Source organism: Sulfitobacter sediminivivens (genome assembly GCF_042611115.2).
Classification (GTDB): domain Bacteria; phylum Pseudomonadota; class Alphaproteobacteria; order Rhodobacterales; family Rhodobacteraceae; genus Sulfitobacter; species Sulfitobacter sediminivivens.
Genome location: NZ_JBHGAR020000023.1, coordinates 36,214 through 50,220, shown reverse-complemented (window position 1 = coordinate 50,220; position 14,007 = coordinate 36,214). Strand labels below are relative to the sequence as shown.

Genomic DNA, 14,007 nt, shown 5'->3' with positions numbered 1-14,007 from the left:
ATCGATAAGATGAACCAGAAATCCTCCCTTATTCAAATCCTCAAATCTGTCCCAAGGGTGCTGACGTCAGACACCTCAAAGTTCCGGTTGGTCGATGAGGCAACGCGCTCGCCATCCATCGCAATGTCGTCGTTCATCGCCAGACACATCGAACAGCCCGCTTCGGGTCGCCACTCAAACCCTGCGGCCTCAAAAATGTCACGCAGGCCTTCCGCTTCGGCCTTGATACGTGTCATGGCAGATCCAGGCACAACGATTGCCTCGACGCCTGTCGCCACGTGTCGGCCTTTCAGTACTTTGGCGGCCTCCCGTAGATCTTCGATACGACTGTTTGTACAAGAGCCGATAAATGCCGTGTTGATTTTTATCGACCGTGCCGATTGCCCCTCAGACAACCCCATGTACTGCAATGAGCGTTCCAGCGCCGCTTTGGCCTTGGGAGAGGCATAGTCCAGCGTAGAAGGAACATTCCCAGTGATTGGGATTGACTGATCCGGGCTCGTGCCCCACGTGATCAAAGGTTCGATATCGGCCCCTGAAATGGTGAACTTTTTATCAAATACGGCATCCGGATCACTGACCCAGCTTTCACCTTTGAATGCAAATTGACCGCTATGGGGGTGGCCCTGCAAAGCCGCCTCAGTGATTTCATCTGCTGCAATCAAAGCCGCACGCGCGCCCAGCTCAACCGCCATATTGCAAACGGTCATCCGTCCGGCCATATCGAGGCCGCGAATGGCAGAGCCCGCAAACTCTACCGCATATCCATTGGCCCCACCTGCTCCAACGACTTGCACGACCTTCATGATAATGTCCTTTGCCGTCACGCCGGGTGCCGTGTCTCCGTCAACCATAACTCGTATGGTTTTCATGCGTTTGTAGCGCAGCGTCTGAGTTGCAAGGACATGTTCCACTTCTGAGGTGCCAATACCAAAGCCCAATGCGCCGTAAGCCCCATAGGTGGTGGTATGGCTGTCGCCGCAAGCGATCAGCATGCCGGGTGTGACCAGCCCCTGTTCCGGCACCACAACGTGTTCGATGCCCTGTCGCAGGTCGCCAAGGCCGTAAAAGGCGATGCCGTGTTTGGTGCAGTTTGCCTGCAAGTTGTCAATCAGCAGTTTGGACGCCGCATCATGCGGCTCACTGCTTCTGGTGGCGTTTACATGATCGATCACCGCCAGGTGCGCCTCGGGTCGCCAAACGCCCAACCCCTTTGTGTCGAGCCCCGAAAAGGCCTGCGGGCTGGTGTATTCATTCATGATGTGGAAATCGACGTAGATCAGAATGTCGCCATCGGGCAAATCGCACACCTTATGGGCGTCGACCAATTTGTCGTAAAGCGTCCGGCTCATTTGATTGTCTCCGCTTGGATAGGGTTGCGGGCAAAGAAATCGGACATGCGTGCGGCGATATCATCCGGGATTTCTTCGGCCATGTAATGGGTGGTATCGACTGCTTCGGCCTCAACCTGCATGGCCCGCTGACGCCAGAGGCCAAGCGCGTCAAAGCAGGTCTCGATCACGCCGCGTTTCGCCCAAAGCGTCAAGAGAGGCATGTCGAGTTTGCGACCCTGATCTGCGTCGTCATATTCGATGTCGATGTTGGCAGCAACACGGTAGTCTTCGCAGCTTGCATGAATGGCGTCCGGATCGGCAAAAGCGTTCAGGTATTCTGTCAAAGCGTCGGGCGAAAACGGGTTGTTGCCGCCTGCCTGATTAAAGCATTTCAGCTTCCAAAATCCTTCAGGATCAGCGCCGATCATTTGTTCGGGCAGTGGGCTTGGTTGGATCAGGAAAAACCAATGCCAATACGCACGCGCGAATGCAGTGCTGGTGCCAGCATACATTTCGCGGGTCGGTGCGATGTCGAGCAAAGCCATGGCCGCGACGCGATCCGGATGGTCTAGACCCATTCGATGCGCCACCCGTGCGCCCCGATCATGAGCACCAACCAGAAATCGGTCGTGCCCCAATCGCCGCATGACCGCGACGATGTCGTTGGCCATAGCGCGTTTTGAATAGGGCGCGTGGGACGCGTCTGACACTGGTTTGTCTGATCGACCATATCCGCGCAAATCTGGGCAGACGACCTGATACGAGCGTGCCAAAATTGGCGCCACACCGTGCCACATGGCTGACGTCTGCGGATACCCATGTAGAAGAACAAGCGGCGGCGCACCTGCGGATCCGGCGCGGCGAACGAACAAAGTTGCACTGTCGCCTTCAATACGCTCTTCCACGAATTCCTGGAACATTTCGAACTCCCTATGGAAATGAATTCTATCCAGTATCACAGATTAAATCGAAAGCTTTAATCGGAAAAGCTGATCAATAATGCCGGCCAATCCCAGTGGAAACCTCGATAGTCTTTGCCGACATAAGCCGCACCATTGAACCGCTTACTGTAAATTCGACACCTCATCCAAGCTGCCAGCCGAACCAATTACCGTTTTTCGCGCTGCTTGGCGGCATGGAGTTTTCCGCTCATGCCGCATCATTCGCGCTACGGGAGCTCGCAGAAAGGAATTACAATGACTGGATTGGGCTCTTTGCTTCCGTTAGCCGCGGAAGAAACGAAGGTCTGCTTCTTGGTTTGAGACCCCAATTCAGCAACGGTTTTAAATTGAATGATGGGTTTTGGCACCCATATGACACCCGGAGCACTTTTGATGCTTCATCAAGGCTTAAAGAATAGCCATCTAATATATTGATTTAATTAATTAAAAAGTGGTGCCCGGGGGCGGAATCGAACCACCGACACGAGGATTTTCAGTTCACGGTTATCGTTGAACATATCGAACCATACCCTCAACTTTATCGTTGCATTCTCATAGCTTTAGTTGATATTCATCCTCATAGCTGAACATAAGAAACCCTCCGTACACCCCATATTTTAGAGCCTATTGAGAGCCTAACGCAATGCCGAGAGTGAACCTAACCGACCTGACAGTGAAGACCCTGCCGCTACCGGAACGAGGTCAGGTAACCTATTGGGACGATAGCCTGAGCGGCTTTGGTGTTCGGGCTTCACAGGGCGGCTCAAAATCCTTCGTTTTGGTCCATGGTGTTAATCGTCAGAGGGAGACCATCGGGCGATATCCCACCATCAGCCTCAGACAAGCGAGAGACCAGGCAAAGAAGAAACAGGCTGAGATTACTCTGGGGATCGAGAAAAACCGATCTATTTCCTTCAAAAATGCCCGAGAACTCTTTCTGGAAGACTGTCGCTCCAAAAACAAAAAGAACACCGTGGATTATTACCGCAAACGGTTAGACATTCATTTTCGATTTGGACGGAAACGTTTAGATGAAATTTCCCGTACAGATATTCAGTCACGCATTCGCCGAAGCCAGGTTTCACCATCCGAGCAGCATCACGCGTTCGTAGCGATCCGCACTTTTCTCAATTGGGCATTAAGGGAGCAGTACATTGAAATCAGTCCTATCGCCGCGATGAAACCTCCGGGGCCCCCGAAGCCTCGTGAAAGGGTTTTGTCAGACGGCGAACTCAAAGAAGTTTTTGCTAAGTCCATGCAACAACCCTACCCTTTTGGCACCATCGTCTCGTTGTTGATCCTAACCGGGATGAGACGCAACGAGGTTGCGTCTCTCGAATGGGATTGGATCGATCAGAATGACCGCATGATCATCTTGCCGGCTAGCCTAACCAAAAACAATCGCACGCATGCCCAACCTTACGGCGACTTGGTCACTGATGTATTGGAGTTAATTCCCCGGACGTCCAACTACCTATTTCCGAGCCGTTCAGACAAAGGCACCGTATTCAATGGATGGGGAAAGTCTAAAGCCCAGATTGACGCCAAGCTCGAACAAGTTGATCCCTTCACTTTGCACGACCTCAGGCGCACTTTCGCAACCATTCATGCAAAAATTGGCACGCCAATTCATGTCGCTGAAAAGCTCTTAAACCATGTATCTGGAACGATCAGCGGCGTCGCGGCGGTTTACAATCGCCATTCGTATTTGGACGAAATGCGTGATGCAATTGATCAGTATGACGGCTATGTTTCCGGGCTAACCCAGATGCATCTTAGCTGACCCGCCGGTGCTGTCAGAAGAATGCGAACTAGTCTCTCTACAAGGGCAATGTAGCGTAACCGCCCGATTGGCACCGCCTGCCTAATTTTGGCGTGATGGTTTAAGACACGTGCATAGCGACGTCGTTAGTGACGTGTCTTATGCGGAGGATGTTATCAATGACTTGATGGCGCTTTGCCAAAGTGGCGGTGGTGTCAGACAAATGCAAACCAGTCTCTGCAAGGACAGTGAGGCTGTTCCTTATGCCGCACAGCCGCCCTGAATCTCACAGCCTCATGACTGACATCGATGCCGCGTTCCTGGAGCAAATCTTCCACATTGCGAAGCGACAGCGGGAAACGAACATACAGCATAACCGCCAAACGGATTATCTCTCGGCTCGTTTTGAAATAGCGAAATGGGTCAGTTTTGGTCATGGCTGAACGCTACGGGATCGCCATGTCCCGCTCAACCCAAGTTCTTCTGACAATTCCCTGCGAGGCGGTCGAAAAGGATCCAGCTCACAAATCGGCTACGGAAGTCGTGCGCCGGGCAATGTCCGATCCCACGAAAATACTCGACACGCTAGTGTTCCGAGTCCGACACTTCCTACCTGTTTCCGCGGATTTCATCCAGTGCGTCGAGTGCGCGGCGCTCTCGGATGAGGATGTCTTCTGCGCTCTTGGTCCACCTGAAGGGCTTTGGCTTCTCATTGTGCTGGGCGAGATAGCCGTAGATTGCGGTTTCCAGATCATCGGCGCTGGAATAGCTGCCGCGTCGGATGCGTTTTGATGTGATCTCGGCAAAGAAGCGCTCCACAAGGTTCAGCCATGATGCGCTGGTGGGCGTGAAATGCAGTTTGAAGCGCCGGTGCTTGTCCAGCCAGGCTTTCACCTTGGGCGTCTTGTGGGTGGCGTAGTAATCGAGCACCAGATGCACGTCGCGACGCGCGGGCACGGCCTTATCGATCTGTCGAAGGAATTTCAGAAATTCTTTCGCACGATGGCGCGGCATGCAATCGCCGGTGACCGCCCCCGATTTCACATCCAGCGCAGCGAAGAGCGTGGTCGTGCCGTGGCGTTTGTAATCATGGGTCATCGTGGCCGAGCGGCCCTTCTTCAGCGGCAACCCTGGCTAGGTGCGATCCAGCGCCTGTATCTGGGATTTCTCGTCAACACAGAGCACCACGGCTCGGTCAAGCGGTTCGAAGTAGAGGCCGACGATATCCGTGACCTTCTCCTCGAACATCGGGTCATTCGAGACCTTGAACCCCTTCGTGAGATGCGGCTTCAAGCCTGCTTCCGCCCAAATGCGACCAACGCTGGACGGCGAGATGCCCATGGCTTCGGCCATCAGCGCGCGGCTCCAGTGCGTGGCATTGGGCGGGGTTTCCTGCACCGTCTTGGCGATCACCTTCAGCCCTTGTTTCCATGGGCAACGGCGGCACGCGCGAGGGCCGCGTCTTGTCGCGCTTGAGCCCGGCCACGCCCTCATCGAGATACCGCTGCTGCCATCGCCAGACTGTGGGCTTCGACGTGCGCGCGCGCCGCATGATCTCGAAGGTGCCATGACCATCCGCCGTCGCCAGTATGATCTCGGCTCGCCAGACAAGCTTGCGCGACGTGTTGCGGTTGGTGATCAGAGCTTGAAGCTCGGCAAGGGCCGTGGTGCCAAGGTAAAGGCAGATGTCGGAGCGTCTCATGGGCGGACTATGGCACAGCAAGACGCGCCTGGGAATCCTGTGTCAGGCGTGGAACACTAGGAGCGCCAACAGAGCCTGGAACTAAACCCGCTGAATGACCCAGTCTGAGAGGGTGGGGATAAGGTTGTTCAGCACAGCCTGAAAGGAAGAGACAACCGACCTGACATTCTCGTTGGGAGTTGGTTGTGATTGCGAAAAGCTGCGTGTTGCGACGACGCGCTGATCTCGATCGTTGATAATGGTCAGTTCAATATCGACGTGCACCTCAAACGTATCATCAGCCAAGGCATTTACCTCGAAAGCATCCATTCGAACCAGCAGCGCCTTGTCAGGAACGGGGCCTGCATCGCTGCGCCCGACGTATGCAATGCGGTCAGTTGCGGAAATACTGCGGATCAGGAGGGACTGAAATACCAAGGGGAGTTCGTCGCTCCAACGGGCATCGGGCAGATAGGCGATTGACGCGCTGTCCGGCCTGATCATGATCCGGTCGGTTGCGAGCGCCGCTGAAGCCTGTGGACGTGCGATCAGCAGTGTGCGGGATGTTCGTCCGCCCTTTTTTGACCCCGTCACCGGGAGCAGATCGTAGGTATTCAGCGGCTCGGTTGCTGCGTTCAAAGCGTTTAGGGTGCCGCAGCCGCCAAGGACGCTAACCGCACCAAGTAGGGCAGTTCGACGGTTCAGAATGAGCGTTTGCATTGATCTATCTCCTGTATTCCGGGACACGCCCATCCAGCAAAAAGCGTGCCGGGTCACGTTCAATCCGGCGCACCAGATCGCTCAGCGTCGTGACCAGAACGCGTGCATCTGCGGCAAGCCTCGTCATTTCTGGCAGGCCTTTGCGTGCAAAATCGCTAATGCCGGGTGTGCTTTGCGCGACCCCTGTCTGGATCTGTTTGACCACTACATCACTGCGGGCGATCAGAGCCCGGAGTTCGGAGGTAATTTCGGGCATATCTTTGGACACATCGGCGACTGCCTGACTGATTTGAACAGAAGCCTCACGGATGTCTGTCATCATCGGCCCAATATCGGTATCCATTACGGTTGTGGCTGATGCAAATGCGGTTTGCGCTGATCCAAGTGCCCCATCGGCCACCTCAAGTGTCTTGCTCAACGCGTCCAGACTGCCTTGTGCTTTTTCAAACAACGCGTTGGCAGACGCGATGGCCTGTTGTGCTTCATCGGCCATAGGGTCAAACCGATCTGTCATGCCGGTTAGGTTTGCCGCCACATCTTCAACGGCTTTGCTGGCGGTTGCGACCCCTTGGCGGATGTCTGTCATGATGGCGGGGACATCGTCCAACACCACGGCTTCGATGGTTGCAATGGCGGCTTTTGCATCTGCAAGAACCACGCGGGCTTCGGCGACCAGCAATGTCCCGTCTCCCTCGACCAGCGTATCAAAACTGGTTGAGGCCTCAATGACAGCGACAAACGCATCATTGGCAAGCTTGAATGTCTGATCAAGTTCGGCCAGTCGCGCATTCAGCAGGTCTGAGGTCTGGGAAAAACCGTCCAGAGTTGCACCAGAGCGTTCCTGCAGGTCAGAAATGGCAGCGTTGGTCCGGGTTGCCGCTTCGGACACCTGCGCAAGTATGTCGGGCACTTGGTCACTGAGGATTTGCTTCGCCTGATCAAAGACCCCTTTCGCACTGTCGACAGCGTCGACAGATTGCAACAACGCCTTGTCCGCTGTTTCAAACGCGCCTTTTGCAGCGGTCAATGTGTCATCCGTCTGCTCCAGAGTCGCAGAAACAGATGCGCCAATAGCGTCGAGGCGTTCAGTGAACCGTGTGATCTGCGCCGTGGCCTCTCGGACGGTGACGGTGATATCGGAAAAGTCGCTGAGGGCCTGATCCAGATTTTCCGATGATGCATCAAGATTGCGCAGGATATTTCTGACAAATGTTTGATTTTCCGGGCCGGTCAACGTCTGAAACTGCTCCAACAACAATTTCGCTTCGTCCAAAAGATCGGGCGCGTCTTGAACCAGCGTCTGGACGGTTGATCGGCGCGACGGGATGATCAACCAGCCGTCTTCATTGGGGGTCAAAGGGGCGGCGGCGGGTGTGCCACCTGAAAGCGAGATATAGGCCACGCCTGTCACCCCCTGGGCCTGAAGCTGGGCAATGGTGTCAGCTCTGACGGGCGTTTCCGCATCAATCTCAATGGTGGTGAACACCTTTGACGGGTCTTCCGGAGCAATCTGAAAGCCGATGACTCTGCCAACAGAAATACCATTGAAAAAAACATCACCGGACGAGTCTAGGCCCGAAACATCGTCAAACAGAATGCCATATGTGGCGTACTGCCGATCTATCTGAACACTGGCGAGCCAAATGAAAAATCCCAGCGTACCCAGGATGGCCATCAGGGTGAAAACACCGATCAGAATATAGTTCGCACGGGTCTCCATCACACGTTTCCTTTCGGTGTGGCCGAGGCAGAGGCGGCGCGCGCGCGCGGCCCGTGAAAATATTCGCGCACCCAAGGATGATCGACTGCCAACATATCCTGCATCGTACCCACTGCCAGCACGCGCTGGTCTGCCAGCACTGCTATCCTGTCGCAGATTGCGTGCAGGCTATCAAGATCATGGGTCACCAGAAATACTGTCAGACCCAGCGCTGCCTGCAATTGCTTGATCAGTATATCAAAGGCTGCGGCACCAATCGGATCAAGTCCTGCCGTTGGTTCGTCAAGAAATACGATTTCGGGATCCATTGATATGGCCCGCGCAAAACCTGCCCGCTTGCGCATGCCACCTGAAAGCTCAGAAGGATACTTTGCCATTGCATTCTCAGGCAGGCCAACCATACGCACCTTGATGCCTGCCAGCGTCTCGCGCACGTCGTCATCAAGCGTGAGTTGCTCGCGCATGGGGGCTTCAACGTTCTGGCGCACGGTCAACGAAGAAAACAATGCACCATCCTGAAACATCACCCCCCAGCGTCGGCGCAGCGCGCGGTATTGTGCGTCTGAGGTCGAGCGCACGCTTTCACCAAAGACTTCGATCTGTCCTTCGTCAGGGTTTAGCAATCCTACGATGGCACGCAGCAAAACCGATTTGCCGGTGCCAGAGCCACCGACAACTCCGATGATCTCGCCCCGCCTGACATCAAGATCAAGACCGTCATGAACTGTGTGGGTCCCAAAACGCGTGACCAGATCGCGGACACGTATGATGGGGTCTTCTGATGTTTGCGTCATACCCCCACCACTGCGAAAAAGACTGAAAACAAGGCGTCCATCACGATGACCATAAAGATCGACAATACGACCGATGCAGACGTCAGGCGCCCGAGAGATTCTGCATTTCCGCCCACGATCATGCCCTCGTAACACCCGATAATTCCAATGATCAGCGCAAAGAAGGGGGCCTTGATCATGCCGACGCTGAAATGCCAGACGTCTGTGGTGCTGACCAGCCGAGCCTGAAAGACTGCTGGAGAAACGCCCAGATCGATCCATGACATCAGCGCCCCGCCCACCAGCCCGGATATGTCGGCAATAAACCCCAGTGCGGGCAACATGAGCATCAGCGCCAGAACGCGCGGCACAACGAGAATGGTCACCGGATCAAGACCGAGGGTGCGCATGGCGTCAATTTCCTCGCGCATTTTCATCGATCCGATTGCGGCTGTAAATGCCGATCCTGACCGTCCAGCAACGATGATTGCGGTCAAAAGGATGCCAAGTTCGCGCAGGATTGAGATGGCGATCAGATCGACGACGAACACTTCTGCCCCAAATTGACGCAGCTGCGCAGACCCCTGAAACGCAAGTACAACGCCAATCAGAAAAGACATAAGTGCGACAATGGGCACCGCACTGACCCCAATTTCCTGACAGTGGTGCACGACCGACGTCAGACGCAGCCGGCGTGGATGTACTATGATCCCGGCCAGTGTCGCGACCACCTGTCCCAGGAACGAAGTCAATTCGACCGCCATGCGCCATCCGCGCGCGACTTTCCTACCAAAGTTTTCCAACCGGTCGGCAAGTGTCAGAGCGGCTGCCGGCACATGATCAGCGGGTGGCATATTGCGCTGCACCGTCTTGATCAGTTGCGCTTGTGCGGGCGTGGCACCTTCGATATTCAGGGTCACGCCAGATTGTTCGGCCCGTTTCTGATGATCGACAAGAAACCACGCACCAGCCGTATCCATTTGGGACAAGGCCGAGATGTCGATGACCGAAATCGTCCCTGAGACAACGCGTTTTGCCTCATTGGTGATCTCGACCAAGGTATCTATCAACAACTTGCCCTGCAGCGTTAACCTATCGTCAACGATGGACAATGAGACGGCCTTTTCGTTGCTATGCCCTTCGTTGCTCATGCAGGGTCCCTGATCAAATGAGTCATCGGGCATGTGACCATTTAAGACTACGTCCGTGGTGATCAGTTGCCGACATACGTGATTTTCGCAGCGGCCAAATAGGGGTGTTATCTTGGGTCACTTCGGTTCCGTTGCTTTGGGAGTGTTGCTGGCATGTATTCTTAGACTATGTACCTGGCCGTAATTATCGTTGATGCAGATCAATACGTCCATCACCCACATGTGCAACTCTTCTCAAATGGCGCATGACCTGTTGATGAACCAAGCGCCCGCAAACCGGTTACCGACCCCATGGCGGAATTTAAAGCATGCAAGCCCCTTTAGGTATCGTTGCGACCCTGTGCGCGGCCCTGCTTTTGGGCTGCAACGGAGGTATTCCTGACGCGCGTGCAGATGTTGAGAGTGGGCGCGCGATTTATGCCAAAGAATGCGCGCAATGTCATGGCATAAACGGCGATGGAGCCGGGGCCGCTTCGCTAGGGCTTGGCGTGGTACCGCCGGATCTGGTCGGCTTAACCGGCCGAAATGATGGTGTTTTCCCAAGAGAATTTGTGCGGCGGTTTGTTCTGGGTCTTCTTGAGAAAGAAGATCCTGACGCTGCCATGCCCGAGTTTGGAACAGTGGGGTTGCAGCATGTCTATCCCGATGGCGGGGCTGGGGCCGAAGTGTTACACACGGATATCGCCGCCCTGCTCGATTATCTCGAGACAATACAGCAATAATCCCCTGCCCTTCGTTTGCCGATCAGGAAACCATGCCAAACGCGGCTATTGGCTGCCCGTCGCACACCTCTTGCACAAAGGTGCATAAAGGACAGCATTCAGGCGTTCTTCAGAGATCGGTTCGGCGCATTTCTGGCAGATGCCATAGGAGCCGTCCGCAATCCGACCCAACGCAAGCTGCAGCAGTGATACTTCCTTTTGCGCGACAGCACCAAGGCTCTCGAGCACTTCATCATCTTCAAGGTCGATCGCTTGTTCATTCAGGTCAGCGGACTTTGGTTCACCAAGTTCATCATCAATCTCGTGAATGCGGGCCCCAAGTTCCTTGAGGCGATCAGCAATGAGTTTTCCGTAATGCGTCAGGTCAGGCATGTTATGTCCTTTGTCTGTAGGTGGGGAAATGACTAGCAGCGCAGTCGCCGACAGTGTTGACCAAGATCAATGTCCCTGGGCGCGTGTTCGAAGTGCGGCACGGTCCAGTGCCGTCCGTGTGATCAGCATGCCGGCGATCAGCGCCGCAACGAAAATAGCCACGCGGGTATCCAGCGTGCCCAATGCGGGCAAAGCCCCCCCTGGGCAAAAGCCAGCAATCCCCCAACCAACGCCGAAAACACCGGCACCGATCAGCAGCCGGGCATCAAGCTGGCGGTTGGTTGGTACATCAAATGTGGGTTCATACACCGGTGCAGATCTGCTGAAAACCAAGCGGTAGCCGATGAACGTGACGATAACGGCCCCGCCCATCACAAAGGCAAGGCTGGGATCCCATGTTCCGGCAACGTCAAAGAAGTTTATCACCTTTGCAGGGTTTGCCATGCCCGACATTGCGATGCCGGTACCAAAAATGCTGCCGATGAAAAATGTCAGAAGATTGCGCATGATTTATGCCCCCAGGATGTGTCGAATGACATAGACGGTCAGGCCTGTTGTCAGCATGAAAGTCGCGGTTGCGGCGAATGATCTGGGTGACAACCGTGCGATGCCGCAAACCCCGTGACCTGAGGTGCAGCCGCTTCCCAGTGTGACGCCAATACCGACCAGAAAACCGCCTATCAGCAGCAGCGGCGTTGCTGCAGGAACCTGGATATCAGGCAGCTGTCCGGAGATCGCCAAAAAGACCCAAGGTCCGGTAAACATGCCGGCCAGCATCATGACACGCCAGACCCAATCATACCTGCTCGCCGGCAAAAGCACCCCGGCCAGAATGCCGGTGGCCCCCAAGATTCGACCTCGCAAGAGCATCAGAAGAACCGCTGCGAGCCCAATGAGAGCGCCACCGGCCAATGACGCGATTGGTGTGAAAGCTGTTTCCATTGATCAGATCCTGCAGCTCGAGATGCCAAAAATTCTGTAAAGTGGGCAGAACCGAAAAAGGGCAGTGCCAACCAAGACCAACCCGACGACGATGCTGGCATAGAAAAGTGGTGTTGATGACCAGACGGCCGGTAGATTGAAAAGTGGTGAGAGAATGAGCGCCAAGCCAATGATGGCTCTTAGCACACGATCTGTGTTGCCCAGATTGATTGTCATATCCGAATCCTCCTTTAGGTGTTCCGTTTCGCTAAGCGTAGATCAATGGCGGCGGCAGATCAGTGATAATGTCACACGCGATTATCCTTATGGTGCCTCAGCAAGCCGCGCGATCGCGGCGGCATCGCGCAACTCAATCTCACCCCGGCTCAGCCGAAGCCAACCGCGCCGCTCAAATTCCTTGAGTTGGCGGGAAATCACCTCGCGCGCCGTGCCAAGTTCAATCGCAAGCTGCTGATGGGTCAGGTGCAAAACACTTTCTGCATCCTTCAGTTCAAGCAGTTTCTGTGCCACACGGATGTCCATCCGTTTGAAGGCAATTTCTTCGATGACAAGAAACAGATCAGTGATCCGTTTCGAATAGGCCTCAAAGACAAAAGCGCGGAATTCCTTTGACGCAGCCATCAACTCATCAAATGTGTTGCGCGGAATAAGGATCGCTTCGACATCGGTTTCTGCGATGCCTTCTGCGGAGTAATCCTCAAAGGCAAGAAGACAGGCCGTGGTCAAAACACAGCTTTCACCAGCGTGGACCCGGTAAAGGACAATCTCTCTGCCGGCTTCTGATAATTGCTGGACCCGCACCGTTCCCGATACCAACAGCAACAGGTTTTCGGCCGGGTTGCCAGGGCCAAAAATCAGCGATCCCTGCTTGATCTCAACGGAACGCGCCTGCTTATCAAGCAGGCTGGAAACCGTTTCTGAAAGCTCCGCAAGACCTGGAAATTTGTCCCGCCACGGTAGTCTATCTAACATAACATTCACCTTATTTGCTTATTTGCTACCGCGAAATTAACCTTTGCAATTTGATATTAATCAACGCGCTGCCCTGTCCTTTCAAGGCACCTTGTGCTCCGGTTGAAACTGTTATTGCCGATAATAGTCATGGTTCCTGACCAGAATTGAGATCGATCAATTCTGTCTCGCCCTGGATCCTTTATGCGTAACGTCAGCAGGAGAGGTCCGTGGCTGACATCATATTCAAAACTCAAGGCATCACAAAAGTATATGACACCGGTGAGGTGAAGGTTTTCGCTTTGGACGGAGTGGATCTTGAGCTTTACAAGGGTGAATTGACCGTTCTGCTTGGGCCCTCGGGCAGCGGGAAATCAACGCTTCTTAATATTCTCGGCGGTCTTGATCATGCCACCGACGGACGCGTTTGGTTTGACAATATAGAGCTGACTAACATGGCTGACCGGGGCCTCACAAAATACCGGCGTGATCACGTTGGATTTGTGTTCCAGTTCTACAATCTGGTGCCCAGCCTGACGGCACGCGAGAACGTACAGCTTGTCACAGATGTCGCACCCGACCCGATGCCCGCCGAAGAAGCACTTGAATTGGTGGGGCTCGGCAAGCGCATGGATCACTTTCCCTCAGAAATGTCGGGAGGTGAGCAACAGCGTGTTGCCATCGCACGGGCCATCGCAAAACGACCCGAAATTTTGCTGTGCGATGAACCAACCGGCGCACTGGACAGCACCACGGGCGTCCAAGTGCTCGAAGTGCTGCGTGATATCAACGAAAGGTTCGGCACCACGACCGTTGTGATCACTCATAACGCTGAAATTCAACGCATGGCGCACCGGGTGATCTTTTTTCAGGACGGTAAGATCAGCGAAATTCGGACCAACGACAAGCGGCTGGCCCCGTCTGAGATTGCGTGGTGA

15 protein-coding genes and 2 pseudogenes are annotated in these 14,007 nt (G+C 54.6%); 4 read left to right on the top strand and 13 right to left on the bottom strand.

The features are described 5' to 3' along the window. Positions 1–32 precede the first annotated feature (32 nt). Both ACEWL3_RS17840 and ACEWL3_RS17835 read right to left on the bottom strand, forming a co-directional pair. Positions 33–1,352, bottom strand: a complete 1,320-nt coding sequence (locus ACEWL3_RS17840; protein WP_386184729.1) for a 3-isopropylmalate dehydratase large subunit — start codon at positions 1,350–1,352, stop codon at positions 33–35. Then, positions 1,349–2,254, bottom strand: a complete 906-nt coding sequence (locus ACEWL3_RS17835; RefSeq protein ID WP_386184732.1) for an alpha/beta fold hydrolase — start codon at positions 2,252–2,254, stop codon at positions 1,349–1,351. Before ACEWL3_RS17835 ends, ACEWL3_RS17840 begins: the two co-directional genes overlap by 4 nt. 95 nt (positions 2,255–2,349) lie before the next feature. Here ACEWL3_RS17835 and ACEWL3_RS17830 point away from each other — a divergent pair, with 95 nt between their 5' ends. Together ACEWL3_RS17830 and ACEWL3_RS17825 are read left to right on the top strand one after the other, a co-directional pair. Continuing rightward, a complete protein-coding gene (locus ACEWL3_RS17830; RefSeq protein ID WP_435001311.1) occupies positions 2,350–2,694 on the top strand; it encodes a hypothetical protein in 345 nt (114 codons plus the stop codon). 224 nt (positions 2,695–2,918) lie between these two features. Then, positions 2,919–4,058, top strand: a complete 1,140-nt coding sequence (locus ACEWL3_RS17825; RefSeq protein ID WP_386184734.1) for a tyrosine-type recombinase/integrase — start codon at positions 2,919–2,921, stop codon at positions 4,056–4,058. A 263-nt stretch (positions 4,059–4,321) separates the two neighbouring features. Here the strand turns inward: ACEWL3_RS17825 and ACEWL3_RS17820 are convergent. The 6 genes and pseudogenes from ACEWL3_RS17820 to ACEWL3_RS17795 form a co-directional block, all read right to left on the bottom strand. Beyond that, a pseudogene (locus ACEWL3_RS17820) lies at positions 4,322–4,474 on the bottom strand (IS6 family transposase); the annotation flags it as partial. Between the two features lie 172 nt (positions 4,475–4,646). Further along, positions 4,647–5,739, bottom strand: a pseudogene (locus tag ACEWL3_RS17815) (IS630 family transposase). A gap of 81 nt (positions 5,740–5,820) precedes the next feature. Then, complete coding sequence (locus ACEWL3_RS17810) at positions 5,821–6,438, bottom strand: ABC-type transport auxiliary lipoprotein family protein (protein WP_386184737.1); 618 nt, start codon at positions 6,436–6,438, stop codon at positions 5,821–5,823. Positions 6,439–6,442: 4 nt separating this feature from the next. Then, positions 6,443–8,158 (bottom strand): MlaD family protein, encoded by a 1,716-nt coding sequence (locus ACEWL3_RS17805; protein WP_386184739.1) that lies wholly within the window; start codon positions 8,156–8,158, stop codon positions 6,443–6,445. Then, entirely contained in the window at positions 8,158–8,952 is a 795-nt protein-coding gene (locus ACEWL3_RS17800; protein WP_386184741.1) for an ABC transporter ATP-binding protein, read from the bottom strand. The genes ACEWL3_RS17805 and ACEWL3_RS17800 overlap by 1 nt, the downstream gene beginning before the upstream one ends. Beyond that, positions 8,949–10,082 (bottom strand): ABC transporter permease, encoded by a 1,134-nt coding sequence (locus ACEWL3_RS17795; RefSeq protein WP_386184743.1) that lies wholly within the window; start codon positions 10,080–10,082, stop codon positions 8,949–8,951. Before ACEWL3_RS17795 ends, ACEWL3_RS17800 begins: the two co-directional genes overlap by 4 nt. A gap of 308 nt (positions 10,083–10,390) precedes the next feature. Here ACEWL3_RS17795 and ACEWL3_RS17790 point away from each other — a divergent pair, with 308 nt between their 5' ends. Further along, positions 10,391–10,804, top strand: coding sequence for a c-type cytochrome (locus ACEWL3_RS17790; protein ID WP_386184745.1), 414 nt, complete (start codon positions 10,391–10,393; stop codon positions 10,802–10,804). Positions 10,805–10,849: 45 nt separating this feature from the next. Here the strand turns inward: ACEWL3_RS17790 and ACEWL3_RS17785 are convergent, their stop codons facing one another. From ACEWL3_RS17785 to ACEWL3_RS17765, 5 genes are all read right to left on the bottom strand, one after another. After that, complete coding sequence (locus ACEWL3_RS17785) at positions 10,850–11,176, bottom strand: TraR/DksA family transcriptional regulator (protein ID WP_386184747.1); 327 nt, start codon at positions 11,174–11,176, stop codon at positions 10,850–10,852. A gap of 66 nt (positions 11,177–11,242) precedes the next feature. Beyond that, positions 11,243–11,683: a DUF6691 family protein gene (locus ACEWL3_RS17780; protein ID WP_386184749.1), complete on the bottom strand. Its 441-nt coding sequence runs from the start codon at positions 11,681–11,683 to the stop codon at positions 11,243–11,245. A gap of 3 nt (positions 11,684–11,686) precedes the next feature. Next, positions 11,687–12,118: a YeeE/YedE family protein gene (locus ACEWL3_RS17775; RefSeq protein WP_386184751.1), complete on the bottom strand. Its 432-nt coding sequence runs from the start codon at positions 12,116–12,118 to the stop codon at positions 11,687–11,689. A gap of 3 nt (positions 12,119–12,121) precedes the next feature. Then, a complete protein-coding gene (locus tag ACEWL3_RS17770) occupies positions 12,122–12,334 on the bottom strand; it encodes a YgaP family membrane protein (RefSeq protein WP_114877625.1) in 213 nt (70 codons plus the stop codon). Between the two features lie 87 nt (positions 12,335–12,421). Beyond that, positions 12,422–13,090 carry a Crp/Fnr family transcriptional regulator gene (locus ACEWL3_RS17765; RefSeq protein ID WP_386184753.1) on the bottom strand — a complete coding sequence of 223 codons (669 nt, stop codon included), beginning with the start codon at positions 13,088–13,090 and terminating at the stop codon, positions 12,422–12,424. A 209-nt stretch (positions 13,091–13,299) separates the two neighbouring features. Between ACEWL3_RS17765 and ACEWL3_RS17760 the strand changes: the two genes are divergently transcribed. After that, positions 13,300–14,007 (top strand): ABC transporter ATP-binding protein, encoded by a 708-nt coding sequence (locus tag ACEWL3_RS17760; protein WP_386184756.1) that lies wholly within the window; start codon positions 13,300–13,302, stop codon positions 14,005–14,007.